We start from the raw sequence: 26476 nt of genomic DNA, 5'->3' as shown, positions 1-26476 counted from the left end.
ATGCCATGACCGGGCCGGACTCATGACCGTGGCAGCCCTTCGTCGCACGGCCAGGCCGGCGAGACCCCGGCCGCCGCGCAGACCGCGATATGCAGCAGCAGGGGGTGGGTGTACGCCTCTCCGTCGTCCGGCCAGTGCACCACACCGGGCTCCTCGGTCCCGATGGGGCCGGTCCGCCGGCCGGGCGGGCCGGTCACCGTGGCACCGACCGCGTAGACGGCCGGAGCGGGCCAGTTGACCCCGATGTCCGACTGCGGCGGCACGATCCACCACCAGCGCCCGGCGCGGGCGAGCACACATCCCGCCCGGGGCAGCAGGGCCATGACCCCGGGGCCGTGCCGCTCGGCGATCCCCACCGCGTCGTAGGCCCGCTCCGTCCGCAGCTCCGGCGGCAGTTGCAGGCGGTGACGTCCGGACGCCGGACGGAACCCGCGCCGGCCGAACCGGCCGCGGACGAGGCCGGTCAGCGCACCGGCGAAGGCGTACGTCATCTAGGGGCACTTCACAAAGGTCGGGCCGCTCGCGCCTGCGGTCGCCGCGGCAGAACGCGGTAACGGGATCATGACGCAACTATGCGCACCGCCGCGCACACTTGGCAAGGGGCACTCTGAACAGTGCAGAGTCGTAAGTGCAATGTGTCCGTTCCGCACTGGCCATGGCACACTGCGAACATCAGCGTTGGGGAGGTCAGGGAGGGATTCAGGTGAGCGAACCGCGGTCGGCCCCGACCGTGGGTCAGGTCGTCCTCGGCAAGAGGCTCCAGGACCTGCGGGAGAAGGCGGGGTTCAAGCGGGACGAGGCGGCCAGAGTGCTGCGGGTCGCGCCCGCCACCGTCCGCCGCATGGAGACCGCCGAGGTCGCCCTGAAGGTTCCGTATGTGCAGATGCTGCTCGACGCCTACGGGATCACCGGCGACGAGCTCGATTCCTTCATCACCCTGACCGAGGAGGCCAACAAGCCCGGCTGGTGGCAGCGGTTCCACGACATCCTCCCGGACTGGTTCAGCGTGCATGTCAGCCTGGAGGGCGCGGCCGAGATGATCCGGGCGTACGAGCCGCATTTCGTCCCCGGACTGCTCCAGACCGAGGAGTACGCCCACGCGGTCATGCAGACCGGTGCGGTCGGCCAGTCCGCTCCCCGGCAGGCGGAGCGCCATGTGGCGCTGCGCATGGAGCGGCAGACGCTGCTCACCCGGCGGGACGCGCCCCGTCTGTGGGTGGTGATGGACGAGACGGTGCTGCGCCGCCAGGTGGGTTCGGCGGCGGTGATGCGCGACCAGATCGACCGGCTGCTGGAGTCGGTCGAGATGCCGCACATCACGCTACAGATCTCGGAGTTCACCTCCGGACACCATCCGGGCACCTATGGGCCCTTCGTCCTCTTCCGCTTCGCTGTTCCCGAACTGCCGGACATGGTCTACGTCGAGTACCTGACCGGCGCCGTCTACCTGGATGAGCGCATCGAGGTGGCCTCCCATCTGGAGGCCCTGGACCGCATGGCGGCCCAGGCGGCAACCGCACGACGCACAAAGGAAATCCTCCGTGATTTCCGCAAGGAGCTCTGATCGGAATGGATCGCATTCACAACGGCATGCGCGCGAGCGACCTCGGCAGCGAGGGCTGGCACAAGCCGTGGAGCGGTGGCAACGGCGGCAACTGCGTCGAGGCCATGAGGCTGGACGACGGCCGGGTCGCGATCCGTCAGTCGACCGATCCGGACGGTCCGGCCCTGATCTACACCCGCCACGAGATCATGGTGTTCATCGAGGGCGCCAAGGCGGGCGAGGCCGATTTCCTCATCTCCTGATCTGCCTCCCGTGCGCCGACCCGCTCTCCGCGGCCGCGCCGGAAACCCATGGGCCGCCGCCGTGTCGGGACACGGCGGCGGCCCATGGGTTTCCGGCCCTCCGGCCGTCGGCGTCCGCCGTTACGAGGCGTCCGCCGCCAGCGCCCGCAGCAGACCGACGGCGAGCGCGGTACGGGCCGGGATCGGGGCGAGCACCGTGTGCTCATGGCGGGCGTGGGCGCCGGAGCCGAGGGCACCGAGCCCGTCGAGGACCGGACGGCCGAGCGCGGAGACGAAGTTGCCGTCGCTGGCCCCGCCGACCGCGGTCTCCGCCAGCTCCCAGCCGTGTTCCGCGGCGACCGCGTGGGCCTGCTCGAAAAGCCGGCGGGAGGCGTCGTTGGGGACCATCGGCGGGCGGTTCCACTCCCCGGTGACGGTCAGCCGCACCCGCTGGTCGGAGGGGGCGAGGGCGTGCAGCGCGGTGTCGATCCGCTTCATCTCCTCCGGTTCGGCGATCCGGATGTCGATACCGCAGCTCGCCTGTGCGGCGATCACATTGCGCCCGGTGCCGCCGCTGATCAGCCCCACGTTCACCGTGGTTCCGCGCTCCGGGGCGCTGAGCGCGGCGATCTGCGGGACGACCTCGGCCAGCGCGTGGATGGCGCTCGCGCCCGCGAACGGGTCGAGTCCCGCATGCGATTCGATGCCGTAGGCGGTCACATCGAACAGCCCGACGCCCTTGCGGGAGGTCTTGAGCGCCCCGTCCAGCGATGCCTCGAAGACCAGCGTGGCCAGGACGTCCTCGCTCAGCCGCTCGATATGGCGCCGGGAGGCGGGGCTGCCGATCTCCTCGTCGCCGTTGAGCAGCAGCCGCACCGAGGGGTGCGGAAGCTCCAGCTCGCGCAGCAGTCGCAGGGTCCAGACGGCCTGCACCAGACCCGTCTTCATATCGAAGACACCGGGTCCGCTCGCCCGGCCGTCCTCGATCCGGAAGGGCCATTCGGCGAGTGTTCCGGCCGGCCAGACCGTGTCGTAGTGGCACAGCAGCAGCACGGTGCCGGGGGCCGTGCCGCGATAGGTCACGGCCAGCACATCGCCGTACGTCCCGCAGTCGTGGCGCTCGGTTCCGTCCGGCTCGCCGAGCCGGTCGACGAGCCAGCCGCTGATCGTGGCGAGCCCGGCGTCCAGCAGCCGCTTGTCATGGCTCGGTGTCTCCAGCTCCACCAGCGTCCGTAGGTCTTCGGTCATCTCGGGCAGCACCCGGGCGGTGGCGGCGGCGAGATCGGAGGGGGTCATTCGAGGGGTCCTTCCCGAGGTGGCGTGGGTGAGGGAGCGGCCGGGATCAGCGGACGGGCGCGCCGGGGCCGAGCGGGATGCCCAGCGCCCACCAGGCGTAGAAGAGGAGGGTCCAGGCCACCAGCATGGCCACCGAGAGCGGCAGGGTCAGCGAGGCGAGGGTGCCGATTCCGGCGGAGCGCCGGTAGCGCTGGAGGAAGCCGAGCGCCATGACGAAGTAGGCGCTCATCGGGGTGATGGCGTTGGTGCAGGAGTCGGCGATGCGGTAGACGGCCTGGGTGGCCTCCGGGGGGATGTGCAGCAGCATCAGCATCGGCACGAAGACCGGGGCCACCAGCGCCCACATGGCCGAACCGCTGGTCATCGCCAGATTGATCACCGTGCACACCAGCACGATGCCGACGAAGGCGACCGGGCCGGTGACCCCGAGGTCCTTGAGCAGATCGGCACCGCGGATGGCGAGCACCTGGCCGACGCCGCTCCACTTGAAGTAGGCGAGGAACTGGGAGATGGCGAAGAACAGCACCAGGATGGGGGCCATCTCGCGCATGCCCTGCGCCATGAAGTCCGGGATGTCACGGCCGCCGCGCACGGTGCCGGCCGCACGTCCGTAGACCGCGCCGAGGACGGCGAAGAGCAGTCCGAGCACCACGGCGATACCGGAGAGCACCGGGGATTCGACGATGCTGCCGCCCTCGCCGCGCAGCGGTGACCCGGTGGGGATCATCGCCACCACGACCACCGCGAGGAAGGCGACGAGGGCGATGGTGGCGTGGCGCAGCCCGCGGCGCTCCTCGGGTGCCAGGGCGAGCTCGACCTCCGTGGTCCGCCCGTTCTCCGCGGTCATGTCCTCCGCGGCCTCCTCGGGCTCGGGCGGAAGCGCCGCCACCCGCTTCACCAACACCTTCTCGGTGACAAAGGTGATCACGGCGGCCAGCACCACCGAGGAGGCCAGGGAGAAGAAGTAGTTGGACAGCGGGGTGACGACATAGCCGGGGTCCACGGTGTGCGCGGCGGCCGTGGTCAGCCCGGACAGGACCGCGTCCATCGGGGTGATCAGCGGGCTGGCGTCATAGCCCGCCGATACGCCCACGAAGGCCACCACGATCCCCAGGAGCGGACTGCGCCCGACGGCGCGGAAGGCCAGCCCGCCGAGCGGGACCAGCGCCACATAGGCGGCGTCGGACGCGATGTGGGCGACCATCGCGGTGAAGGCCAGGGCGAAGGTCATCCAGCGCGCCGGGACCTTGGCGACACCGGCCCGCAGCATCGCCGCGAGCAGCCCCGACCGGTCGGCGACGGCGACGCCGAGCATGACCACCAGGATCGTGCCGAGCGGCGGGAAGGTGGCGTAGTTGGTGATGGCGTCGCTGATCATCGACCGCACCCCGTCGACCGAGATCAGGCTGCGCACCGCCACGGTCTTGCCGCCCGCCGGATCGACGGCGGAGACGTCCGCGGTGGCGAGCCCCCAACTGATCAGCGCGAGCAGGACGCTGAGGATCCCGAACAGCCAGAAGGGATGGGGAAGTTTGTTGCCCGCGCGCTCGACGGCGCCGAGCACCCGCAGCAGTGCGGACAGCGCCGCCGAGGACTCCCCGGGCGCGTCGGGAGGCGTTTGGCCGGGTGTGGTGCCGGGTGTCTCCCCGGGCGGGTTGTCGGGTGTGGTCGTGGTGTCTTTGGAACTCACCGTCCGCACTCCTTCGTCGGCGACGCAGTAGTGGTCGTCCATTAGAGAAGGGATGACGGAATGAGGCAAGTAAAAGAGTTGTAACGCATGAATGATTCACGCATGGAGCACCAATCGCACGATAGATTCGTATCCATGGCAGCCGTTCCCACCACACCACCGGTACTCGACGACGCGGACCTCGATCTGGTGGCCGCCCTGCAAGTGGCGCCGAGGGCGCCGCTGAGCACGCTGGCCGAGGTGCTCGGCAGCTCGGCCAGCACCGTCGGCCGCCGGCTGACCCGGCTCGGGGAGGAGCGGCTGCTGCGGGTGATCGGGCAGGTGGAGTGGCCCATGCTGGCCGAGGGCAACCCCATGCACGTCTGGGTGGCCACGGCCCCGGGGCAGGCGTGGCAGGTGGCCCGGCGGCTGTCCGAGCTGCCCGAGATACCGTTCGTCGCCACGACCACGGGCCGTACCGATGTCTACTGCTCCCTGCACGCGACCCGGCGCGACCGGGCCCGGGAGCTGCTGATGACCCGGATCCCGTCCGTCCCCGGTGTGCGCTCTGCCCATACCGAAGTGGTGCTCAGGGCGACGACGAAGTCCGACTCCTGGCGGCTGCGGAAGCTGGACGACGCCCAGGTGCGGGCGCTGCGCGAGGTCGCCGATCCGGTGGCGGAGCCCACCGCCGTCACCGAGTTCAGCGACGACGAGCTGCGAGCCGTGGAGCTGCTGCGCCAGGACGCCCGGGCGAGCGCCGCCGATGTGGCGCGCGGGCTCGGCATCAGCCGGTCCACCGCCTACCGGCTGACCCAGTCGCTCCTCCAGCGCGGTCTGGTACGGCCCCGTGTGGAGATCGAACCGGCACTGCTCGGCTATGCGCTGGAGGTCGTGATCGAGCTGCATGCCGCCCCCGGGGCCATCCAGGAAGTGGCCGACGCGCTGGCCCGGCATCCCTCGGCGCGCTATGTCTCGATCGTCGCGGGCACCTCCTCGGTGATCCACCACGGGGTGTTCCGGGACGAGGACGGCCTCGCCGAGCTGCTCACCCGCGATCTGGCGAAGCTCCCCGGCATCACCGCCTGCGAGGTGTCGGTGTTCCTGGATGTGCTGCGCCGGTACTGGATCGGCCGGGAGGACGGAAGGCTGCTGAGCCAGGAGCGATGAGTTCCGCACGGCGGGCCGGTCTGATGGGTGACAACACCTTCCCGCTCGCCGAGGAGAGACCATGAGCGACAGCGAGATCACCATCACCCGGGACCTGGACGCACCGCGCGAGACGGTGTGGCGGGTGTGGACCGAGCCGGAGTACTTCGCCCGCTGGTTCGGCGCCGCCCCCGAGTCCGTCGCCCTCGACGTCCGGCCGGGTGGCGCCTGGAAGGCGAACATCGCCACTCCCGGTGGCGAGATGCCGATGCGTGGCGTCTACCGCGAGGTGGTCGGCCAGGAGCGGCTGGTGTGGACCCTGGACCTTCCGCAGGGGGTCATGGAGATGACCGCCACCTTCGCCGAGCTGGGCGACGGCCGCACCCGGGTGGTGCTCCGGCAGCCGGCCCCGCCGCAGGAGCAGTGCGCCCAGGCCGAGGAGGGCGCGGCCCACCTCCTGGACAACTTCGCCAAGGTGCTCGCGTCGGTCTGAGCGCTCACCTCGTTCTGAGCGCTTCCGGTCACTCCCCCGGCGGTGGCCCGTCCCACTCGATGACATCCACCTCGTCGCCCACGGCCAGCTTCCCGGCGCGGGTCACGGAGAACTGGCAGCCGAACAGGGTGGCGCCAGCCGGCCCGCGCCGGTAGCCGGCCAGGGTGCGCAGTGGCTCCGGGCCCGCCTTGACGCCCTTGACCTGATCGACGGTCGTCACGACACACCGGGCGGTGGGCTTGGCGAAGCCCAACTCGGCGCCGCCGATGGCGATCCTGCGGATCCGGTCCTCACGATGGGGTTCGTCCCATCCGTCGAGCACGATGCCGGGCCGGAAGCGGTTCATCGGCAGCGCGGCGCCGCCCGCCTCGGCGATCCGCTGGTTCAGCCCGTCCAGGCTGGCCCGGGAGACGAGGTGCACGGCGGCGCTGTCGGCGTAGCCGCTGGTGCCGGGGATCCATCCCTCGGTCACCCGGTCGTGCTCCGGGGGCACCCGCACCAGCCTGCTCGGCGCGCCCAGCGCCCGCGATAGCCACGTGGCGGCGTCATCGCCCTGGTCGATACCGAGGAAGGGGTTGTGGAACAGCTTGACCTCGCGCCGGGCGGAGGTGGTGTCGACGTCGATGGCCACCTCGCCCTCGCCGGGTGCCGACAGGGTGAGCCGGGTGCCGTCCGGGTCGATGGCGGGGCGGATGACGGCGAGCCGGGGATCGCGCCGCTGCGTGCGGCACTCTCCGTCCTCGCCGATGACCATGAAGCTGCGGTCGTGCCGCAGACCCGCCTCCGTCAGCAGCGCCTCGGATACGGGAACGCCCGCGCAGCCCTTGACGGGATAAGAAGTCAGCTCGACAACGATCGCCACGCGGCAACCCTACCCGGGGATCGTGTCGCCGATCGTCTGGCCGGGGTGCCCCTGCGCGCCCGCCCGGTGCCCGACCGGCGTTTCATGGCACGACCCGGCTCCGCCATGCGCCCCCGGCCATGCGTCCGGCGGCAGGGCGTAGCGCGGAGTACGCCGAATGACCCACCGCGTACGGCCGGTGACCACCGGCACTTGGCGTAGGCGCGCTGCGCCTCCCGCCGACAGGAACCCAAATCCGACCGTTTCCCTGGAGCGGCGGACGAGATCGCGGGAAAAGCGCGGTCTCCGGCGTCGCCCGGGGGCCCGGACCGGCGGGGTGAAGGGTGATGATTTCGGTGCCGCCCCTGAGAGCGGCTCGAAGGGGAGAAGTCGATGTGAGGCAATGATATGCGCGGCGGCGCGGTTCCCGCTATACACGGACCGTGTGATTCTCCGCCAGTTCCCGGCCGCCATGACGACCGGCTCTTTTCGGAGAACTGCCGCGGCGCATGGGCGGTCGGCGCGGCGATGCATGACAAGAGATACGGTAAACGCCAAGTCAAGTCCGTTCGTACGAGCGCGAGTTGCTCCGGGCGCCAAGCGACTCCCGCTGTTCCGTGGGCCATACCGGATGCCGGAGAAGGGACAAGCCGGGGCCGGGGTTCCGCGCCCGGCACTCTCGGTCCCCACCATCTCCCGCGCGCCTTCGCCCGGGCCGCCCCCGCTCCCGGCCGGCCCCGCCGCTGAACGCCGCGGTCGGCGGCACGCCCCCGTAGATACGATTCAAGGTCCCGCCGCGCGCAGGGAAACGCCGCCGGGCCCGGCTGGCACGTTCGCCCAGACGTCCCCCTCTTCCCCCGCTCCCCCGTAAGGCCGTCCTATTTCCCGCCCCTCGCTCCGCCTCCCGCTCTCCTCTCTCTCCTCCACTCCCCGGCATTCTCCGGTTGCCGCAGGACAGAAACGGAACGGCCCGTTCCAGCGCGGTGCCGCGCGGTTACGGCCGCCCGCCGCGGCCCGGCCGCCAAGCGGCCGATCTTGACTGGGCCGCGACGCAATAGCGCCGAGGAAGATCCCGTGCCGCACGTCCGGCCCGCATCAGGCGCCGTATTGAGCCGCCCGCCGCTCGTCCGCGCTTCAACTGTCCATGCCCCGGGCGCAATTCGCCCGACCCGCCGTCCGGGATCGCTCACCGATCATCCGGAAACGAATCCGGCGGAATAGCGTCCGCCCCGTCCGGCGCCCCGGAGAATCATTTCCCGCCGTACGAGGGCGTCCAGCGGGGCGTGATCGTCCACATCCGCCCCGGCCCGCCGGGTCCGCCGCGCCGACGGCCGTGCGCCCCCGGCCTCCCATGCGCCTCCCGCCCCGCAGATGACGGGGCGTCAGCGGATTCCGGGGTCGCACCAGGCGGCGCGCGGCCGTCCATGAGGCCCCCTGCGCCTTGTGACCAGCGGGGCCGGGCTGCGGTACTCGTACAGCCCGCCGGGTCCTCCGGAGGGCATGTCGAGCGCCGTTGTGTCGAGAGGAACCAGCCTCATGGCCGTACGAGGAAGTCACCGACGCCCCGCATCGTCCAGCCGGATCTCCCCGCTGTGCGCGGCCCTCACCGCCGGCGGTGTCGGCATCGTCCTGCCGCTCCTCGGCGCCGGCCCCGCCCACGCGGCCTCGGCCGGCACCTGGGACCGGGTCGCCAAGTGCGAGAGCGGGGGCAACTGGCACATCAACACCGGCAACGGCTACTACGGCGGGCTTCAGTTCTCCCAGCACACCTGGGCGGCGTTCGGTGGCACCGCCTACGCCGCGCGGGCCGATCTGGCCTCCAGGGCCCAGCAGATCACCGTGGCGGAGGTGGTCCTGCGCAAACAGGGCCCCGGCGCGTGGCCGGTCTGCTCCGTCCGCGGCCGACTGTCCCGGTCCGGCCCGCCCGCCGAGGTGGCGAGCCGCAGTACCGAACCCCGCGCCCAGCACCCGGCCAAGCCTTCCAGGAAGTCGGCCAAGTCCGCCGCGAAGTCCCGGGCCCGGCAGCACACCGCCCGGCGCGCGGCGTCCGGCTCCTACGCGGTCGTCCGCGGCGACACGCTGTCCCGCATCGCCACGCGTGCGTCGGTCAGCGGTGGCTGGAAGGCGCTGTACCACTCCAACCGCGGGACCATCGGCCCCAATCCCCATCTGATCCACCCGGGGCAGCGGCTCGCCCTGCCCGCGGGCGCCCGGCACATGCGCAAGGCGGCGCCCCGCCACCGCGCCTCGGCCATCTCGAGCCACGTGGTCCGCAAGGCGGCCGCCCGCCCGCATATGGCCCCGGTCAGCGGGACGGTCAGCGCGGCGTACGGCATCCGCGGCGCGCGGTGGGCGAGCGGCCATCACACCGGCGTGGACTTCGCGGTCCCCATCGGCACCTCGGTACGCGCGGCCGCCCCGGGCACCGTGGTGGCGACGGGCTGGGGTGGCGCCTTCGGCTACCAGGTGATCATCCGCCATGCCGACGGCCTCTACACCCACTACGGGCATCTGTCGGCGCTGACGGTCCGTACGGGGCAGTCGGTCGAGGCGGGCCGCCGGATCGCCCGGTCCGGCAACACCGGGAACGCCACCGGACCGCATCTCCACTTCGAGGTCCGCACCGGCCCGCACTACGGGTCCGACATCGACCCGCTCGCCTATCTGCGCTCACGCGGCGTCAGCGTCTGACGGCTCGCACCTAAAGCACGGCGCCCCTCGAGGAAGTGTCCGGCGGACCTTGCCGCCTGCGGCAGGCCGCTCCCTCCCCGCCCCCGGCAACTGAAGGGCACGGGAAGGGGACGGGAAGGGGAAAGACCCGCCGAACACCCATAGTCCATCTCCAGGGGGTGGGGGAAGGGGAGGCCGCCCGAGGCACGGCTCGGGCGGCCTCCCGCCATCCGCACGGGGCCCGGTCAGTACCAGATCGCGACGGCCAGCCCGGTGTCCGCCTCCTGAGGCGGATCGGGAAGGCTCCGGGCGGCCCCGAGCGCGATGCGCCGCGCACTCCAGGCCGCCACCGCGGCGTCCAGGACGTCGTCCGGCGGCACCCGGCCGGCCGGTCCGAGGTCGCCGGGCAGCACGATGCCCTGGTCCCCCAGCAACCGGCGGCGCAGGGCCTGGCCGTTCCAGCTCTTCTTGCTCCAGGCCACCGGCCGCGACTCGTTGACGGCGGCGAAGGAGACCTCGGGATGGACCTCGTAGAGCCGGTGGTCGCCCCCGTCGCGGCACGCGTTGGCCTCGCGCAGCTTCGCGGCCAGCCCCCAGGTCTGACGGCTCAGCCCCTGACCGGTCAGCTCCCGGCAGCGCTGATTGGCGTCGTCATAGTCATCCGCCTCCCAGACCCCGCGCGGCGGCACGGGGAAGACCCGGGAGCGGTGCGGGGCCACCATCCCCACGGCCAGGGCCTCCGCCTCGCGCCATCCGGTCCTCAGCAGCCCCAGCGGCATATCGACCGCCACCACGGCGGCGCCCGGAAACCGGCCGAGCAGCTCACTCAGCCCGGCTGCGGTATCCGCCCCGGCGAAGCGGCCCTCCTCGCACAGCGCCACGGCCACCCAGCCGGTACGGCAGGCGTCCACCCCCACGACGGGTGATCCGGCGCATCCGGGTGCGGGCGGGGTGTGAAAAGCATCGCGACGGGAACCCATGCGCCGTATCCGACCATGCCGATGGGCCGGTACGGGTCAGAACGGCGCGAAAGGACGGGCGATGACTCCTCCGCCCTCTGAAGGGGTGGTTTCTCGCTATGCCGGTTGGGCTTCGCGACGGACCAGCCCCCTGCGCGCCCAGGGCCGTCGATGGCTATGGCTTCGCGGAACCCTTCGCCGAGGCTTTCGGTGCGGCCGACGGGGAGGAAGGGGCCGTGGGGCCGCCGGGGTTCGGGCCGTAGGCGTCCAGGAAGCGGTCGCGGAAGGAGCTCATCTTCCACACCGGGGCCTTCGCGCCCGGCATCAGGCCGTCCTCCCAGCCCCAGTGGGAGATCCGGTCGAGCACTGCCTTGTCGTGTGCGACGATCGCGACGGGTACGTCCCGGCTGGCGTTGTTGCCGCTGACCCGGGAGAGGGGCTGGTGGTCGCCGAGGAAGACGAGCACGGTGTTCTTGTTGCCGTACTTGAGCACATAGTCGATGAGGCTGTTCACCGAGTACTGGATGGACTTGCCGTACTCGGTCTTCACCTTGTGGGGGTCGGTGAACACATCCGCGGGATTCTTGCCCGCCTTCTGGATGGCCTTGTAGACCGAGCCGTCGCCGACCTGGCTCCAGGGGATCGTCTTGGGGATGGGCGCCCAGGGCTGGTGGCTGGAGGTGAGGATGATCTCCGACATCAGCGGCTTGTCGCGCTTCTTGCCGTGCTCCAGGTGCTCGAACGCCTTGAGGGTGTACTGGTCGGGCATCGTCGACCAACTGAACTTCGGGCCCTTGTAGCCGAGGTCGCGGGAGTCGTAGACGTGGTCGAGGCCGTAGAACTTGCCCTCCGGCCAGCCCTTGGTGACTCCCGGCATGATGCCGACCGTCCGCCAGGCGCCGGTGCGCTGGAAGGCGCGGGTGATGGACATGTGGTCGCCCGCGGTGACGGTGCGGTAGCGGTTCTGGTTGTCGATCCACAGGCCGGTGAGGAAGGTCGAGTGTCCCAGCCAACTGCTGCCGCCGTAGGTGGCCGAGGTGAGCCAGCCGCTCTTGGCGGCGAACCCGGCCTTGTTCAGCCGCTTGGTGGCGTTCTTGAGGGTCTTGTCGACACCGGGCGCGATGGCCGGGTCCTCGATGGCCGAGCGGCCGTAGCTCTCGATGAAGGTGAACATCATGTCCTTGCCGCGCAGCCCGGTCAGCAGTTGGTCGCCGGGGGTGTCGCCGTAGGTGTCGACGGCGGCCACCTTGGCGAACTCCCGCTCGTCCTTGAGGGTCTTGCGCACCCGCTCCGCCCGGTCCTGGACGAGCGCGGTGGTGCTCCGGGACGCGAACGGCGCCCCGGCCACCTGTACGCCGAGCGCCGCGCACATGACCCAGACGGTGCCGAGCACCAGGGTGGTACGGGTCGCCACGGCGGTGTTCCTCGCCATGACGTTGCTGATCCGCAGGACGGCGAGCCCCATCAGGACGAGCAACGCGACGGCGAGGACCACGACACCGATCACGGCGGCGGTGGCGGCCGTCCCGCCGAGCGCGTCCTTGACGTAGGACTGGGCGTCGTCCAGCAGTATCCAGTCGAGCACCACGTTGAACCCACGGCCGAGGAACTCGTTGAAGCCGATGTCGAGCAGGTTCAATATGGTCAGCGCGCCGAGGACCACCCCGGCGAGCACCGCCACCACCCGCCGCGCCAGTGACGGCAGCATCAGCAGCAGCGTGGCGCCGAACACCCCCTCCACCGGGATGCGCATGAAGGCGCTGGGGTGGATGAGGCTGAGCTGGGTCGGCAGGAGGAGGGCGAGGAACACAAGGGCGAGGGAGAGTCCCGTGGCCGTCCATGCCACCGTCCGCGCCACGGCGGGGTACTTGGCCCGCCAGCCCTTGGGGGCGGCGGCCGTGTCGTGGACGGTGCTCACCTCCTGGTCGGGGGCCTCGTCCCGCTCCCCGGTGTCATCCTGCCGCTGGGCAGGGAGATCCAGCGTGGCCTCAGGTTCGGCCTCAGCCTGAGGTGGGCCCTCCGGAGTCGGGCCCTCCGTCGGGTCCTGCTCCGTGGTGCCCTTGTCCGTTTCCGACCGCTGATGAGAGCTCGATTGGCGCGACAACCCGAAGGTCCTTCCCTGCGAAGCCCGGTGGTGACACGGCGGACCCGGCTCGGGTAGTCGGGCCCGTCGTCATCCGTACGGCGCGCCGGGGGCCTGCGTTCAATCACCTGGCACTTTTCCCGGCGTCTCCCACCCGCTCGCGAACGCACCCGCCCACGATACGCTGCAACCCTCACATGGATGTGAAAGTCAGCCGTTCGGCGGCACACCGGCGGAGAGACAAGGACGGACACATGCGCATCGGAGAGCTCTCGGAGCGCACCGGCACACCGCGCCGGCTGCTGCGCTACTACGAGGAGCAGAAGCTGATCCTGCCCGACCGCTGTGCGAACGGCTACCGCTCCTACGACGAGCGTCTCGTCGACCGGGTGCTCCAGATCAGGGGGCTGCTCGACGCGGGGCTTCCGACCCGGATCATCAAGCAGATCCTGCCGTGCCTCGACAAGCCGCGGCACATTCACTTCTCCGACGCCACCCCGGAGATGATCGCCACGCTGGAGAACGAGCGGGACCGCATGAGCCAACGCATCGAGTGCCTGACCCGCAACCGGGACGCGATCTCCGACTACCTTGACGCCGTGCTCGGAAACAAGACCGCCGGCTGACCCACCCGGGGAGCCCGGCCCGGATCCGTGGCGCATGCGTCCCGGCCCGGCCCGGGGTCACCGGCAGGGACTTGCCACACAGCGACGTAACATTTACTGTTACGACAAGGGTCGAGGGAGGTGAGGTCCGACGTGAGCGCCAACAGCAGGCTGACCATCGCGGCGCATGCCCTGACATGGATAGGGCTGTACCAGCGCCGCGGCCACGACGTCGCCACCTCCGAGCAGATCGCGACGAGCGTCAACACCAATCCGGTGGTGATCCGCCGCCTGCTGTCCGAGCTGCGCCGGGCGGGCCTTGTCGACTCACGGCGAGGCGCCGGCGCCGGCTGGACGCTTTCACGGGACCTGGCGGCGATCACCCTGCTCGATGTCTACGAGGCGATCGAGCCGGGGCCGGTCTTCGCCCTGCACCGCTCGACACCCGACCCCGAATGCGTGGTGGGCCACGGCATCGGACCGGCGCTGACCGCCGTCTACGGCGAGATCGAGGCCACCCTTCGCGGGGAGTTGACGAAAACCACACTGGAGGACGTCCTGCGGGACGTACTCAAGGCCGCCTAGCCCGTCTCCCGGCGGCGGGAGGTGGCGCTCTTCCGCACCCCGTCAATGTAACAAAAATTGTTACCTCAAGATTCGGAGAACCCCATGGGACAGCTCGACAACAAGACCACCCTGGTGACCGGCGCCTCCACCGGCATCGGTCTGGCCATCGCCCGCCGGTTCGCCGCCGAGGGAGCGACGGTCTATCTGACCGGCCGCCGCGAGGCGGAACTGGACGCCGCCGTCGCCCAGGTCGGCAGCCGCGGGATCGGCGTCCAGGGCGATGTGTCGCGGCTCGGCGACCTCGACCGGCTCTTCGCCGAGATCAAGGAGCGCAGCGGCCGCCTCGACATCGTCGTCGCCAATGCCGGCCTCGGAGACTACGGCCCTCTCGGCGAGATCACCGAGGAGGAGTACGAACGCACCACTTCCGTCAACCTCAAGGGCACGATCTTCACCGTCCAAAAGGCCCTGCCCCTGCTGTCGGCCGGCGCCTCGGTGACGCTGCTCTCCTCCAGCGCGGCCCTTCGCGCCGCCCCGGGCCTTGGCGTGTACGCCGCCACCAAGGCCGCGATCCGCAGCCTCGCCCGCACATGGGCCGCCGAGCTGGCCGACCGCCGGATCCGGGTCAACGCCCTGACTCCCGGCCCTGTCGAGACCCCTGGCGGTGACGAGCTGCGGGCCGCGTTCCCGCAGGACGATCAGTCCAAGGCGGCCGAGTCCGCCGCACCGACCCCGCTCGGTCGCGCCGGTCGTCCCGACGAGGTCGCCGCCACCGCCCTCTATCTGGCCGGCGACCAGAGTTCCTTCACCACCGGTGCGGAGCTGTTCGTCGACGGCGGCGTCACCCAGCTCTAGGGACTGCTGACGCCCCGCTCCGCTATCCGTCGACGGTGCCGGACAGCCGGGCCGGGTCGGCGGCGGTCACGGCCGCCTTCCCGTCCAGCTCCCAGCCCTTCGCGTACGCCGCGGCGAACTCCTCGCCGCCCAGCGCGGCCTCACCCCGGCGGGTGAGCTCACGGACCCGCGGATCGGTGTGGTCATGGGTGCCTCGGAGCCGGGCGGCGGCCCCGAGCAGCACGGCCGACTCGTGCGGCCGCCCGCGCGTCTCGGCGAGCGCGGCCGCGTTCACCGCCACCAGTGACAGGATCGGCAGATCCCGGGTCGCCAGCGCGGCCGCGTACGCCTCGCGCAGCGCCTTGTCCACACCGGGCAGGTCGCCCAGCGCCAGGCAGAGCGCGGCCCGTGCGTTGCCGACCAGCGTCCGGATGTGGTCCGTGGGGAACGCGGTTTCGTCGAGCAGACGGCGTTCGGCGGCGTCGATCAGGTCGCCCGCTCTGTCCAGGTCGCCGAGCCGCACCCGGAAGTCGGCCTCGCACACGTCGACCAGGACGAGCATGTCCGCCGAGGACGCGTGCAGCGCCCGCTCCCGGGCGGAGTCGATCACCGCCATCGCCCGGTCGGTGTCGTCGCTCCGCAGGTGCACATCGATCCAGCGCAGGTCGCTGTAGAGCTGGTCGCCGAGGCTGAGCGAGCCGAATTCGCCCGCCAGCGTCCGGGCCTCGCGCAGGTCGGCCAGCGCGCCGTCGAGGTCGTCGTATCGCCGCAGGTGGGCGCTCATCGGCAGGGTGGCGGCCTGGCCCCAACGGTCGCCCGCCCGCCGGAAGCGGGCCAGGGCCGCCTTCACATGGACCCGCATCCGCGTCAGGGCGCCCGCGTTCTCGGCGATCTCGGCCTGGAACATATGGGCCAGCCCGGACAGCCACACGTCGTCGCCGTCGGCCAGGCGCTGGAAGATCTCGAGCGCGGCCTCCTCTTTCTGGAGGAAGAGCAGGACCGGGCCGAACACCCGGTAGTGGCTCGGCAGCTCCGGATGCGCGAGCAGCCGGTCGGCCAGCTCGCGCGTCTCCGCCTGGTCGTCCGCCGCTTCCCCGGCGGTGACCCCCGACAGGATGTCCGCCCGGTTGAGCAGGTAGGCGGCTAGGACGCAGTCGCGCTCGGGCGTCGGCCCGCCGCTGGTCACCGCCAGCACCTCGCCCAGCCAGTAGGCGGCGTCGGAGTGGCGGGCGAACATCTGCCAGTACCAGATCAGGGTCAGGGCGAGGGCGGTCGCCCCGTTGGAGTCGCGGGTGGCGCACAGGTGGCGCAGGGCGGCGAGGGTGTTGTCGTACTCGGCGCCGACGACCTTCATGGCGGTGAGCTGGCCGGGCCCGCGCAGCAGCGGGTCATGACGGGTCATCAGCTCCGTGAAGTGGGCGGCGGCCAGATCGCGGGCCGTGCCGATCTCGCCGGTGTCGGTCAGGCGGTCGGCGCCGTACTCGCGGATGGTTTCGAGCATGCGGTAGCGGCCGGTGCCGGGCTCGAGCTTCAGCAGTGACCGGTCGACGAGGGTGGCGAGCAGTTCGGGGATGTCGGCCACGGGCACGGCGGTGCCGGCGCAGACGGCGGTGGCCGAGGCGGGAGTGACGCCGCCGGGCAGGATGGAGACGCGTTCCGCGACGGTGCGTTCGTGCTCGCCCAGCAGCTCCCAGCTCCAGGCGATGACCGCGCGCAGGGTGCGATGCCGGGGTGGTGCGGTGCGGCTGCCGGTGGTGAGCAGCCGGAACCGGTCGGAGAGTCCGTCGGCCAGGTCGGGCAGTGACAGCGTCCGCAACCGGGCGGCGGCCAGCTCGAGGGCCAGCGGCAGGCCGTCCAGCCCGTGCACCACGCGCACGATGTCGGGCAGCGAGGTCTCGTCGACGTCGAAGCCGGGTCGTACGGCGGCGGCCCGCTCGGTGAACAGGCGCACCGAGGCCGCCCTTCGGGCCTGTTCGACGCCGTCGTCCGGGTCGGGCAGCGCGAGCGGGGCCAGCGGCACGAGCGCCTCGCCGTCGACCGCGAGGGGTTCGCGGCTGGTGGCGAGCACGCGCAGCCCGGGGCAGCGGGGCAGCAGCGCCGAGACGAGGTGGGCCACGGCGTCGATCAGGTGCTCGCAGTTGTCGACCAGCAGCAGGGTCTCCCGGCCGCCGAGCTCGCCGACGAGGACGTCCAGCTCGTCACCCTCGATCCGCTTGCGGGCGTCGAGCATCGCGCCGCCCCGCAGCCCGGTCCCGGTGAGCACCGCCGTGGCGATCTTCGCCGGTTCGGTGACGGACACGAGGTCGATGAGCCAGGCCCCGTCGCGCCATGCGTGGTGGTGCCGACGGGCGGCCTCCAGCGCGAGCCGGGTCTTCCCGGCGCCGCCGGGGCCGAGGACGGTGACCAGGCGTCCGGTGGTGAGCAGGGTGTCGATGCGGGCGAGGTCGTCGTCGCGGCCGATGAAGCTGGTCAGCGGCGCGGGCAGGTTGGTCGGCCGGATCCGGTCGGGTTCGGCGGCCGCCTGTCCCCCCGCCTGGCCCCCGTTGTTCCGTACGGTTGCGGCCGCGTCGGCCGGGGCACTGGAAGCCGCCGGGCTCCCGGCCGGAGCGCCCCCGGCCGAGGTGTCCGGCACGGGCAGGGACCGGGCGGGGCGCAGCAGGCGCAGATGGCGTTCCCGCAGGGCGGTGCCCGGGTCCGCGCCGAGGACGTCGGCCAGCGTCTCGCGGACCCGCTCGTAGACCGCGAGCGCCTCGGCCTGACGGCCCTGAGCGGCGAGCGCGTCCATCAGCAATGCGGCCGCCCGCTCGTTGACCGTCTGCTCGGCCAGCAGCCCGGTCAGCCGGGCGGCGGCCAACTCGGCCCGCCCCAGCGACAATTCGGCGTCGGCGAGATCGGCGACCGCCTCGATCGACATCCGCGCCAGCCGTGTGGCGACCGTGGGCGCGACCGCGGCGATGGCCGGGGGTTCGGCACCCGGATGGCCGTCCCACAACGCCACGGCCTCGGACAGCGCGGCGACCGCGGCCTCCGGGGCACCCGCCCGCAGCCCCTCCCGACCGGCCGCGGTGAGCCGCTCGAAGCGCAGCGCGTCCACGTCGGCCGCGTCCACGGCCAGCCGGTAGCCGCCCGCGACCTGCACGACCACGCCACTGGCCGGGTCGGTCGGGGTGAGGGCGCGGCGCAGCCGGGAGACGAGGGTCTGGAGGGCGTGGGCGGGGCCGGACGGCGGCTCCTCGGCCCAGATCGCGTCGACCAGCACACCGGGCTCGACCGCGTGGCCACCGGCGAGCGCCAGCCGGACGAGCAGCCCCCGCAACCGCGCGCCCGAAAGGGTCAGAACGGTGTCTTCGCGAGACACCTGAAACCGGCCGAGCAGCGTGATGCGAAGCCGTGCGCCCCTGTCCATTCCCCGATCTTCGCGCGCCCACCCACAAGGCCCCAAATCACGGCCGCGCATCACGGCCCCGCATCACGGCCCCGCATCAGGGCGCCCGTGCCAGCAGCGTGTCAGCGCCGTGTGAGCCCCCTGTGAGCGACCCGCCTCAGTCTTCTCATGCCGCACCACGTTCACGAGCAATGGAGGCAACAGATGACAGGGACGGACAACGCCGGCAACTGGGTCCGGAGCTGGGGCGCCTCGCCCCAGGCGGCCCACGACGGGCTCGGCTCGCTCAACGACCACCCGCCCCTCGCCGATGTGACCCTGCGCCAGGTGGTGCGCGTCAGCGGTGGCGGCCGCCGGGTGCGCATCCGTTTCACCAATGAGTTCGGGACCGCGCCGTTCACCATCGGCGCGGCGCGGGTGGGCCTCGCGGCGCCCGATGGCGGGGTGCGACCGGGCAGCGAGCGCGTGCTGACCTTCTCCGGCGCGTCGGCCGCCACCGTCCCGGCGGGCGCGCCGCTCCTCGGCGACCCGGTCGACCTGCCCCTGCCCGCCCTCGCCAAGCTGTCCATCAGCCTCTACCTGCCAGGGCGCGTGGAGACCTGCACCTGCCACGACCCCGTCCTGGACACCGGCTGGACGATTCCGGGCGACGCGGTCGCCTCCCCCACCCTGCCGGAGAACGCCGAGGTGCTGCCGGTACGGGCCCTGATCTCCGCCGTCGAGCTGCTTCCCGACGCCCCCGCCAAGGCCATCGTCGTGCTGGGCGACTCCCGCACCGACGGCGCCGGCTCGACCCCGGACACCAACCGGAGCTGGCCGGAGCTGCTGGCCGAGCGTCTCGCCGAGCGTGGCGAGGGCACCGGCTACGTTTCCAATCAGGGCATCAGCGGCAACCGGATGCTCAACAACGGCATCGGGGTCGCCGCCGCGGCCCGCTTCGACCGCGATGTGCTGGCGACGCCCGGCCTCGGTTATGTGGTGCTCTCCGTGGGCGGCAACGACCTCGCCATCTCCTTCGCCCCGCGGGACGGCGACGGCCCCCTGGCCGATTTCCTGAAGGTGTTCCCCGGCGCGCCGGTGACGACGGACGACGTCATCGCGGGCTACCGCCAACTGATCGCCCGGGCGCATGACCACGGCGTTAGGGTCTACGCCACGACGATCCCGCCGTATGAGGGCGCGGAGGTCTGCACACCGGAGGGCGAGAGCGCACGCCAGGCGGTCAACGAATGGATCCGCACCAGTGGCGCCTTCGACGCCGTGCTGGACTTCGACGCCGTCTGGCGCGACCCGGGCCGCCCCAGCCGGATCCGGGAGGACTTCCACGCCGGCGACCATCTGCACGGCAACGACGCGGGCTACCGGGCGCTGGCCGACTCCATAGACCTGTCGCTGTCGGCTGAGTCGGCCGGTCTGTGAGCCGGCCGGTCCGGGAGTCGGCCGGTCCGGGAGTCGGCCGGTCCGGGAGTCGGCCGGTCCGCCGCCGGAACGCTTCGGTGTTCCGGCGGTTCCGGACAGGGGGACGAACGGGTCACCCTCGGCCGGGTCAGCCGTCTCCCTGGGAGGCGGTGCGCCGGGCGCTGTCGCGGCGCGGCCTGAGGGGGGCGTCCTCGTCACTGAAGAGCTCCGGGTGCTTGGCGCGGATCTTCTCCACATCGCTGAAGACCAGCCGCAGATGGGAGCGCAGCGCCCCGTCGGCCCGGTCCAGATCGCCCGCCTCCAGCAAGTCGACCACCTCCCGGTGCTGGCCGATGAGCAGGGACATCTGCTGGGTCATGGGCAGTGACAGCCTGCGGGCGCGGTCCAGTTGGGCCTTGGCCTGGCTGACGACCGGCCAGGCCGAGGCGTGTCCGCTGACGGCCATCAGCCGGGCGTGGAAGTCCTCGTCGAGCTGGAAGAAGCCCTGCATATCGGAGTGCCGGTCGGCCTCCTCCTGCGCGGTGAGCAGCGCCCGCAGCTCCGCCACATCCCGTGCGGTGGCCTTCTCCACGGCCTCCCGCAGCGCGGCGCACTCCAGCGCCTCCCGGATGAACTGGGCGGAGGCGACATCCCGCTCCCGGATGCGCGAGATGAACGTCCCCATCTGGGGATAGATGTCGACCAGTCCCTCGTCGGCGAGCAGGATCAGGGACTCGCGGACGGGGGTGCGGCTGACCCCGAGCTCGGCCGCCAGATCGTTCTCCGAGACGGCGGAGCCGGGCGCCAGCTCCAGGCCGACGATGCGCGAACGCAGCACCTCATGGACCAGTTGCCGGGTGTTGCGCCCCCGGGAGCGTGCCGCGTGCAGTCCTTCCGCCGGTGCCATCCGACCCCTTCCGAACCCTTGACTCGCCTCACTGACGTACTTGTATGGTAGCCGACCGACAGCCCGGACTCCACCCCCGGGAACCCCCGGAGCCCCCGGGAGCCCGCTCAGTGAGGAGCACATACGCATGGCCACGATCACGGAGGCCAAGGTCATCGTCACCTCGCCGGGTCGCAATTTCGTGACCCTGAAGGTGACCACCTCCGACGGCGTGACCGGTCTCGGTGACGCGACCCTCAACGGCCGCGAACTCGCGGTCGCCTCCTATCTGGAGGACCACCTCGTACCGCTGCTGATCGGCCGCGACCCCGCCCGTATCGAGGACACCTGGCACTACCTCTACAAGGGGGCCTACTGGCGCCGCGGCCCGGTGACCATGACCGCCATCTCCGCCGTGGACACCGCGCTGTGGGACATCAAGGGCAAGGTCGCGGGCCTTCCGGTGTACGACCTGCTGGGCGGCAAGGCCCGCGAGGGCGCCATGGTCTACGGCCACGCCAGCGGCGGCGACATCCCCGAGCTGCTGGAGGACGTCGCCCGCTTCCAGGAGATGGGCTACCGCGCGATCCGCGCCCAGGCCGCCGTCCCCGGCTCACCGGGGACCTACGGCATCCGCCACGGCACGGTCGCCACCGTCTACGAGCCCGCCACCGGCGCGCTGCCCGAGGAACAGCCCTGGTCGACCGAGGCGTATCTGGACTTCGCACCGCGCTATCTGGAGGCGGTCCGCGAGCGGTTCGGCTTCGGCTTCCATCTGCTGCACGACGTCCACCACCGGCTCTCCCCCACCGAGGCGGGGCGGCTGGGCCGCAGCCTGGAGGAGGTGCGGCTGTTCTGGATGGAGGACCCCACCCCCGCCGAGCTCCAGGAGTCCTTCCGCCAGATCCGCCGGTCCACCACCACCCCGATAGCGGTCGGCGAGGTCTTCAACTCCATCTGGGACTGCCAGCAGCTCATCACCGAGCGGCTCATCGACTACATCCGCGCCTCGGTCGTGCACGCCGGCGGAATCACCCATCTGCGGCGGATCTTCCACCTCGCCGAGCTGTACCAGGTGCGCACCGGCTCGCACGGTGCCACCGACCTGTCGCCGGTGAGCATGTCCGCCGCCGTCCACCTCGATGTCACCGTACCCAACTTCGGCATCCAGGAGTACATGGCGCACGACCCGCTCACCCATGAGGTGTTCCGGCCGTCCTACGAGCTGCGCGACGGCGCGCTGCACCCCTCGGCCGCGCCCGGCCTCGGCATCGAGCTCGACGAGGAGGCGGCCGCCCGCTTCCCGTACGACCCGAAGTACCTTCCGGTGAGCCGCCGTACCGACGGGTCGGTGCACGACTGGTGAGCACCGACCCGACGCGGCGCCTGTCCCTGGCCACGCTGCCCGACGTCCCCGCGGGCAGCCGCCCGCCGATCGATCCGCGGGCGCTGCGCCCCCGGATCGTGCATCTGGGCATCGGCGCCTTCCACCGCGCCCACCAGGCCCTCGCCACACAAGCCGCCGAGGCGGCGCACGGCGGCGGCTGGGGCATCGCCGGTGTCACCCAGCGCAGCCGGGCCGTCGTGGACGCGCTGCGCCCGCAGGACGGGCTGTACTCGTTCACCGAGCGGCGCCCCGACGGCCCGGCCACCCGCGTGGTCGGCACCGTGACCGAGGTGCTGCACGCCGCCGACGACGGCCCCCGGCTCGGCACGCTCCTCGCCTCCACCGAGGTCACCGTCGTCACCCTCACCGTCACCGAGAAGGGCTACCGGCGGGACGCCGCCACCGGCGGACTCGCCCTGGACGACCCGCTCGTCCGGGGCGATCTGGCGGGACGGCCCGCCCCCGCGAGCGTGGCCGGGCAACTCGCGGCGGGGCTCCGTGCCCGGCTGCGGGAAGGCGGCGCCCCGGTGTCGCTGGTGTCCTGCGACAACATGGCCGACAACGGCGCCGTACTGCGCCGCCTGGTGCGGGAGTTCATCGCCGCGACCGCGTGGCAGGACCGTGACCGCCTGCTGGACTGGATCACCGGCTCGGTCGCCTTCCCCGCCACCGTCGTCGACCGCATCGTCCCCGCCACCACCGACGCCGACCGGCTGACCGCCGCCCGCGCGCTGACCGTGGCCGACGAAGGCGCGGTGACCGGCGAACCGTTCACCCAGTGGGTCCTCCAGGACATCTTCGCCGCCGACCGCCCGCGCTGGGAGGCGGCGGGGGTGCGCTTCGTCGCGGACGTCGCCCCCTACCAGCTCGCCAAGCTCCGGCTGCTCAACGGCGCCCACTCGCTCATCGCCTATCTCGGCCTGGCCGCCGGATGCGAGACCGTCGCCGATGTCCTGGCCACCGGCTGGGGCGAGGAGACCGTACGCGCCTTCTGCGCCGAGGCCGCCCAGAGCCTGCCGCCCACCGAGGGTCTTGACCTCCCCGCCTACATCGACAGCATGGTGGACCGCTTCGCCAACCCCGCGATGCACCATCGCATCCAGCAGATCGCCATGGACGGCTCCCAGAAGATCCCCGAACGGTGGCTCGCCCCGCTGCGCGAGCTGCGCGCCGCCGGACGGGACACCCCCCTCCTGGCCACGGCGCTCGCCGCCTGGGCCCGCCGCACCCGGGACCACGCCCTGGACGATCCGCGCGCCGAGGAGCTGCGCCGGGCCTGGGACGGCCCGCACTCCGAGGCCCCGCGCCGGCTGCTGCGGCTGCTGGGCGCCGAGGACCTCGCGGACGACGCCGCCCTCGTCGCGTCCGTACGGGCGGAGCTGGACTCCGGCGCCCGGCCGCCGCGCTGACCGCACGCACCGCCCCTGCAAAGGAGAGCCGCCTTGAAGACGCCCAGAATCGCCCCCGCCACCGACACACCGCCCCAGGACGAGGCCAGCCCCGCGCCACCGCGCCCACGCGGACTGCGGCACAACACCCGCTGGCTGATGGTCTTCCTCTGTTTCCTGGGCATGACCGTCAACTACGTCGACCGCGCCACCATCTCCATCTCCCTGCCCTATATGACCGATGACCTGCACATCGGCCCCGAGTGGCAGGGCGTCATCCTCAGTATGTTCTTCGTGACCTACGCGCTGGGCCAACTGCCCGCCGGGGCGCTGATCGACCGCTACGGCGAGAAGCGCATGTTCGCCATCGGCGGGCTCCTCTGGTCGCTGGTCACCGTGGGCACCGGTTTCGTCCGTGGCATCGGCAGCCTGCTCTTCGCCCGCCTCGCCCTCGGCGCGGGCGAGGCCCCGGCCTACCCCTCGTGCGCCAAGTCCGTCTCCCGCTGGTTCCCGGTCCGCGAACGGGCGCTGGCCAACAGCGTCTGGGACAACGGCGCCCGGGCCGGCACCGCCGTCGCCGCCCCGGTGGTGACCGCGCTGATCGCCTGGCAGGGCTGGCGGATGGCGTTCTGGGTCACCGGCGCCGTGGCCCTGCTGTGGGTGGCGCTGTGGCTGAAGGCGTACCGCGAGCCCACGGCGCGCGGCGGGCTCAGCGCCGAGGAGCGCGCGTACGTCACGGCGGGCGGCGCCCGGCTCGAGGAGAGCCCCGCCGAGGAGACGGCGCCGCAGGAGCCCGCCGTGCGCTGGCGCGACCTGTTCCGGCACCGCACGGTCTGGGGCATGATGATCGGCTTCTTCTGCCTCAACTACGTCATCTACTTCTTCATCACCTGGTTCCCCAGCTACCTCGTCGACGCCCGCGGCTTCGACCTGCTCAAGCTGGGCTTCTACGGGGCCCTGCCCGGCGTCGTCGCCATCGCCGGCAGTCTGCTCGGCGGCTGGACCAGCGACACGCTGCTGCGCCGCGGCTGGTCGGTGACCCGGGCCCGCAAGACCTGTCTGGTGTGCGGCATGCTCTTCTCCTCGGTCATCGCCTTCGCCGTGCTCGTCCCCAGCGCCATGTGGGCCCTGGTCCTGCTGTCCGTCAGCTACGCGAGCCTGGCCTTCTCCGCCGCCTCGGTGGCCAGCCTGCCCGCCGACGTCGCGCCCACCCCGCGCCATGTCGCCTCGCTCGGCGGCATCCAGAACTTCGCCTCCAACCTGGCCGGGGTCCTCGGCTCCACCACCACCGGGCTGCTGCTGGGCGCTTTCCACCACTCCTTCGTCGCACCGCTGATGCTCTCCGGCGCGCTGTGCGTGGTCGGCGCCCTCACCTACGGCCTGGTCGTCCAGCGGGTCGAACCGCTGCGGCTGTCCGCCGCCTGAGCCCCACTCATGCACGAGGAGAACCACCCCGATATGAACGACGCCACCGCCGCGATCCTGCACGGCCCCAAGGACGTGCGCATCGAGCGGCGCCCGATTCCGCGACCCGCCGCCGGCGAGGTTCTCGTGGAGATCGGCGCGGTGGGGCTGTGCGGCTCCGATCTGCACTACTACGCCCACGGCGAGAACGGCCCCAATGTGCTCCGCTCTCCCACCGCGCTCGGCCACGAGGCGGCCGGAACGGTCGTGGCGGGCGACGGCCCCCTGCCCACGGGCACCCGGGTCGCGATCGAGCCCGCCATCCCGTGCGGGCGCTGCCGCGCCTGCCGCGCGGGCCGCTACAACCAGTGCCCCCACGGCCGCTGCTTCGGCTCCCCGCCCACCGACGGCGCCCTGACCGGACATCTGGCCGTGCCCGTCGAGTTCGCCCATCCGCTGCCCGGCGATTTCCCCCTCACCTCCGGGGCGCTCATCGAGCCCCTCGCGGTCGCCCTGCACGCGGTGCGCCGCGGCAATGTCACGGCCGGGGACCGGGTGCTGATCACCGGTGCCGGGCCGATCGGCCTGCTGGTCCTCCAGGCCGCCCGCGCCGTGGGGGCGGGCGAGACCGTGGTGACCGACGTCAACCCCGGCCGGCTGGCCCACGCCCGCCGCCTGGGCGCCGACCGCGCCCTGGACACCTCCCGTGAACCCCTCCCCAAGGATCCGGTGTTCGACATCGCGCTCGACTGCTCCGGTATCGAATCCGCCCTGGCCGCCGCCGCGCACGCGGTACGCCCCGGCGGCACCGTGGTCGCCGTCGGCAACCCGCCCCGGCCCCGCACCACGCTGCCGCTGGCCTGGATGCAGCGCCAGGAGCTGACCCTGGTCACCGCCTTCCGCTACGCCGGGGAATTCCCCGCGGCGGTGTCCCTGGCCGCCACCGGACGGATCGACCTGGAGTCGCTGGTCACCGCCCGCTTCCCCCTCGAACGCACGGCGGACGCGCTCCAGACGGCGCTCTCCGACCCCGTACAACTGAAGGTCGTCATCGAGCCCTGAGCCATGACGGTCCGGGCGGTCGGCCCTGAGCCATGGCCACCCGAACAGTCGAGCCCTGAGCCGCCGTCCGGGCCGGGGCGGCACCCCGTCCGTCCCACCCGTCAAAATGGGGATCATGTCCCGACGTACCCGACGCCCGCGGCCGGCCCGCCCCACCCCGGCCTCCTGCCCCTGCGGGCTGCCCGCGGCCTACGACGACTGCTGCGGCCGGCTGCACCGCGGCCAGGCCCGCGCGACCACCGCCGAGCAACTGATGCGCTCGCGCTACAGCGCCTTCGCCGTCGGGGACGAGGCGTATCTGCTGCGCAGTTGGCACCCCACCACCCGGCCGCCCGGCGCAGGGCTCGACGCGGGGGTGCGCTGGGTGCGCCTGGAGATCCTGGGCACCACCGAGGGCAGCGCGTTCCACACCACGGGCACCGTCGAGTTCCGCGCCCACTACACCGAGGGCGGCCGGGCGGGCTCGCTCCACGAGAACAGCCGCTTCGTACGCCACGAGGGCGACTGGGTCTACCTCGACGGGGTGACCGGCGACTGACCCCCTCCACAGGGGCAGGCGCGGTCACGATCCGCGCCGACACTTGGTCATTTGTTTCCCGTGTCGTCGCCGACGCC

General features: G+C 72.2%; 22 protein-coding genes. 14 read left to right on the top strand and 8 right to left on the bottom strand.

All coding sequences use genetic code 11. The annotated features are described in order from the left end of the window. Window positions 1–20: 20 nt before the first annotated feature. On the bottom strand, window positions 21–491 hold the full coding sequence (locus ACK1X7_RS43985; RefSeq protein WP_385154146.1) for a hypothetical protein: 471 nt from the start codon (window positions 489–491) through the stop codon (window positions 21–23). Window positions 492–703: 212 nt separating this feature from the next. On the opposite strand from ACK1X7_RS43985, the gene ACK1X7_RS43980 reads away from it, so the two are divergent. Both ACK1X7_RS43980 and ACK1X7_RS43975 read left to right on the top strand, forming a co-directional pair. After that, the gene (locus ACK1X7_RS43980; protein WP_385154143.1) at window positions 704–1564 is read left to right on the top strand and encodes a helix-turn-helix domain-containing protein; all 861 of its coding nucleotides are present in this window, start codon (window positions 704–706) and stop codon (window positions 1562–1564) included. A gap of 5 nt (window positions 1565–1569) precedes the next feature. Next, complete coding sequence (locus ACK1X7_RS43975; protein ID WP_216342526.1) at window positions 1570–1806, top strand: DUF397 domain-containing protein; 237 nt, start codon at window positions 1570–1572, stop codon at window positions 1804–1806. A 120-nt stretch (window positions 1807–1926) separates the two neighbouring features. Here the strand turns inward: ACK1X7_RS43975 and ACK1X7_RS43970 are convergent, their stop codons facing one another. Both ACK1X7_RS43970 and ACK1X7_RS43965 read right to left on the bottom strand, forming a co-directional pair. Continuing rightward, window positions 1927–3081, bottom strand: a complete 1155-nt coding sequence (locus ACK1X7_RS43970; protein ID WP_398159559.1) for a M20 family metallopeptidase — start codon at window positions 3079–3081, stop codon at window positions 1927–1929. A 46-nt stretch (window positions 3082–3127) separates the two neighbouring features. Continuing rightward, window positions 3128–4813, bottom strand: a complete 1686-nt coding sequence (locus ACK1X7_RS43965; protein ID WP_413116603.1) for an AbgT family transporter — start codon at window positions 4811–4813, stop codon at window positions 3128–3130. A 93-nt stretch (window positions 4814–4906) separates the two neighbouring features. Here ACK1X7_RS43965 and ACK1X7_RS43960 point away from each other — a divergent pair, with 93 nt between their 5' ends. Both ACK1X7_RS43960 and ACK1X7_RS43955 read left to right on the top strand, forming a co-directional pair. Then, on the top strand, window positions 4907–5920 hold the full coding sequence (locus tag ACK1X7_RS43960) for an Lrp/AsnC family transcriptional regulator (RefSeq protein ID WP_385148738.1): 1014 nt from the start codon (window positions 4907–4909) through the stop codon (window positions 5918–5920). Between the two features lie 61 nt (window positions 5921–5981). Next, window positions 5982–6392 (top strand): SRPBCC family protein, encoded by a 411-nt coding sequence (locus ACK1X7_RS43955; RefSeq protein WP_413116602.1) that lies wholly within the window; start codon window positions 5982–5984, stop codon window positions 6390–6392. A 28-nt stretch (window positions 6393–6420) separates the two neighbouring features. On the opposite strand, the gene ACK1X7_RS43950 is transcribed toward ACK1X7_RS43955, so the two are convergent. Beyond that, a complete protein-coding gene (locus ACK1X7_RS43950) occupies window positions 6421–7254 on the bottom strand; it encodes an MOSC domain-containing protein (RefSeq protein WP_385148744.1) in 834 nt (277 codons plus the stop codon). Window positions 7255–8769: 1515 nt separating this feature from the next. Between ACK1X7_RS43950 and ACK1X7_RS43945 the strand changes: the two genes are divergently transcribed. Continuing rightward, the gene (locus ACK1X7_RS43945) at window positions 8770–9924 is read left to right on the top strand and encodes a transglycosylase family protein (RefSeq protein ID WP_390794887.1); all 1155 of its coding nucleotides are present in this window, start codon (window positions 8770–8772) and stop codon (window positions 9922–9924) included. 224 nt (window positions 9925–10148) lie between these two features. Here ACK1X7_RS43945 and ACK1X7_RS43940 read toward each other — a convergent pair whose 3' ends face one another. Both ACK1X7_RS43940 and ACK1X7_RS43935 read right to left on the bottom strand, forming a co-directional pair. Further along, window positions 10149–10883 (bottom strand): DUF429 domain-containing protein, encoded by a 735-nt coding sequence (locus ACK1X7_RS43940; protein ID WP_390794886.1) that lies wholly within the window; start codon window positions 10881–10883, stop codon window positions 10149–10151. Window positions 10884–11037: 154 nt separating this feature from the next. Beyond that, window positions 11038–12966 carry a sulfatase-like hydrolase/transferase gene (locus ACK1X7_RS43935; RefSeq protein WP_413116601.1) on the bottom strand — a complete coding sequence of 643 codons (1929 nt, stop codon included), beginning with the start codon at window positions 12964–12966 and terminating at the stop codon, window positions 11038–11040. 233 nt (window positions 12967–13199) lie between these two features. Here ACK1X7_RS43935 and ACK1X7_RS43930 point away from each other — a divergent pair, with 233 nt between their 5' ends. The 3 genes from ACK1X7_RS43930 to ACK1X7_RS43920 all read left to right on the top strand — a co-directional run bounded on the left by ACK1X7_RS43930 (window position 13200) and on the right by ACK1X7_RS43920 (window position 14972). After that, window positions 13200–13571, top strand: coding sequence for a MerR family transcriptional regulator (locus ACK1X7_RS43930; RefSeq protein ID WP_385117884.1), 372 nt, complete (start codon window positions 13200–13202; stop codon window positions 13569–13571). 132 nt (window positions 13572–13703) lie between these two features. Continuing rightward, entirely contained in the window at window positions 13704–14135 is a 432-nt protein-coding gene (locus tag ACK1X7_RS43925) for an Rrf2 family transcriptional regulator (protein ID WP_361508320.1), read from the top strand. 84 nt (window positions 14136–14219) lie between these two features. Beyond that, window positions 14220–14972 (top strand): SDR family NAD(P)-dependent oxidoreductase, encoded by a 753-nt coding sequence (locus tag ACK1X7_RS43920; protein WP_385148759.1) that lies wholly within the window; start codon window positions 14220–14222, stop codon window positions 14970–14972. Between the two features lie 22 nt (window positions 14973–14994). On the opposite strand, the gene ACK1X7_RS43915 is transcribed toward ACK1X7_RS43920, so the two are convergent. Then, entirely contained in the window at window positions 14995–18357 is a 3363-nt protein-coding gene (locus ACK1X7_RS43915) for an AfsR/SARP family transcriptional regulator (RefSeq protein WP_413116600.1), read from the bottom strand. Window positions 18358–18540: 183 nt separating this feature from the next. On the opposite strand from ACK1X7_RS43915, the gene ACK1X7_RS43910 reads away from it, so the two are divergent. Beyond that, window positions 18541–19755, top strand: a complete 1215-nt coding sequence (locus ACK1X7_RS43910; protein ID WP_413116599.1) for an SGNH/GDSL hydrolase family protein — start codon at window positions 18541–18543, stop codon at window positions 19753–19755. 127 nt (window positions 19756–19882) lie between these two features. Here ACK1X7_RS43910 and ACK1X7_RS43905 read toward each other — a convergent pair whose 3' ends face one another. Beyond that, window positions 19883–20641 (bottom strand): GntR family transcriptional regulator, encoded by a 759-nt coding sequence (locus ACK1X7_RS43905; RefSeq protein WP_390794883.1) that lies wholly within the window; start codon window positions 20639–20641, stop codon window positions 19883–19885. Window positions 20642–20768: 127 nt separating this feature from the next. Here ACK1X7_RS43905 and manD point away from each other — a divergent pair, with 127 nt between their 5' ends. The 5 genes from manD to ACK1X7_RS43880 all read left to right on the top strand — a co-directional run bounded on the left by manD (window position 20769) and on the right by ACK1X7_RS43880 (window position 26399). Continuing rightward, a complete protein-coding gene (gene manD / locus ACK1X7_RS43900) occupies window positions 20769–21986 on the top strand; it encodes a D-mannonate dehydratase ManD (protein ID WP_385148771.1) in 1218 nt (405 codons plus the stop codon). Then, window positions 21983–23416, top strand: coding sequence for a mannitol dehydrogenase family protein (locus tag ACK1X7_RS43895; RefSeq protein WP_390794882.1), 1434 nt, complete (start codon window positions 21983–21985; stop codon window positions 23414–23416). The genes manD and ACK1X7_RS43895 overlap by 4 nt, the downstream gene beginning before the upstream one ends. Window positions 23417–23449: 33 nt before the next feature. Beyond that, window positions 23450–24820 carry an MFS transporter gene (locus ACK1X7_RS43890; RefSeq protein WP_413116598.1) on the top strand — a complete coding sequence of 457 codons (1371 nt, stop codon included), beginning with the start codon at window positions 23450–23452 and terminating at the stop codon, window positions 24818–24820. Between the two features lie 9 nt (window positions 24821–24829). Further along, window positions 24830–25861, top strand: a complete 1032-nt coding sequence (locus ACK1X7_RS43885) for an NAD(P)-dependent alcohol dehydrogenase (protein WP_398159554.1) — start codon at window positions 24830–24832, stop codon at window positions 25859–25861. 115 nt (window positions 25862–25976) lie between these two features. Further along, window positions 25977–26399 carry a YchJ family protein gene (locus tag ACK1X7_RS43880; RefSeq protein ID WP_390794881.1) on the top strand — a complete coding sequence of 141 codons (423 nt, stop codon included), beginning with the start codon at window positions 25977–25979 and terminating at the stop codon, window positions 26397–26399. Window positions 26400–26476: the final 77 nt, after the last annotated feature.

This window comes from Streptomyces sp. CY-1, assembly GCF_047218265.1.
In the GTDB taxonomy this organism is placed as follows: domain Bacteria; phylum Actinomycetota; class Actinomycetes; order Streptomycetales; family Streptomycetaceae; genus Streptomyces; species Streptomyces niphimycinicus.
The sequence above is the reverse complement of the archived record's forward strand: the minus strand, read 5'-3'. Positions and strand labels throughout refer to the sequence as shown.

What these genes read in the sequence shown, in the direction of transcription:
- ACK1X7_RS43985 (WP_385154146.1), bottom strand. Translation starts at nt 491, where the DNA reads ATGACGTACGCCTTCGCCGGTGCGCTGACCGGCCTCGTCCGCGGCCGG.
- ACK1X7_RS43975 (WP_216342526.1), top strand. Translation starts at nt 1,570, where the DNA reads ATGGATCGCATTCACAACGGCATGCGCGCGAGCGACCTCGGCAGCGAG.
- ACK1X7_RS43970 (WP_398159559.1), bottom strand. Translation starts at nt 3,081, where the DNA reads ATGACCCCCTCCGATCTCGCCGCCGCCACCGCCCGGGTGCTGCCCGAG.
- ACK1X7_RS43965 (WP_413116603.1), bottom strand. Translation starts at nt 4,813, where the DNA reads ATGGACGACCACTACTGCGTCGCCGACGAAGGAGTGCGGACGGTGAGT.
- ACK1X7_RS43960 (WP_385148738.1), top strand. Translation starts at nt 4,907, where the DNA reads ATGGCAGCCGTTCCCACCACACCACCGGTACTCGACGACGCGGACCTC.
- ACK1X7_RS43955 (WP_413116602.1), top strand. Translation starts at nt 5,982, where the DNA reads ATGAGCGACAGCGAGATCACCATCACCCGGGACCTGGACGCACCGCGC.
- ACK1X7_RS43945 (WP_390794887.1), top strand. Translation starts at nt 8,770, where the DNA reads ATGGCCGTACGAGGAAGTCACCGACGCCCCGCATCGTCCAGCCGGATC.
- ACK1X7_RS43940 (WP_390794886.1), bottom strand. Translation starts at nt 10,883, where the DNA reads ATGGGTTCCCGTCGCGATGCTTTTCACACCCCGCCCGCACCCGGATGC.
- ACK1X7_RS43930 (WP_385117884.1), top strand. Translation starts at nt 13,200, where the DNA reads ATGCGCATCGGAGAGCTCTCGGAGCGCACCGGCACACCGCGCCGGCTG.
- ACK1X7_RS43920 (WP_385148759.1), top strand. Translation starts at nt 14,220, where the DNA reads ATGGGACAGCTCGACAACAAGACCACCCTGGTGACCGGCGCCTCCACC.
- ACK1X7_RS43915 (WP_413116600.1), bottom strand. Translation starts at nt 18,357, where the DNA reads ATGGACAGGGGCGCACGGCTTCGCATCACGCTGCTCGGCCGGTTTCAG.
- ACK1X7_RS43910 (WP_413116599.1), top strand. Translation starts at nt 18,541, where the DNA reads ATGACAGGGACGGACAACGCCGGCAACTGGGTCCGGAGCTGGGGCGCC.
- ACK1X7_RS43905 (WP_390794883.1), bottom strand. Translation starts at nt 20,641, where the DNA reads ATGGCACCGGCGGAAGGACTGCACGCGGCACGCTCCCGGGGGCGCAAC.
- manD (WP_385148771.1), top strand. Translation starts at nt 20,769, where the DNA reads ATGGCCACGATCACGGAGGCCAAGGTCATCGTCACCTCGCCGGGTCGC.
- ACK1X7_RS43885 (WP_398159554.1), top strand. Translation starts at nt 24,830, where the DNA reads ATGCACGAGGAGAACCACCCCGATATGAACGACGCCACCGCCGCGATC.
- ACK1X7_RS43880 (WP_390794881.1), top strand. Translation starts at nt 25,977, where the DNA reads ATGTCCCGACGTACCCGACGCCCGCGGCCGGCCCGCCCCACCCCGGCC.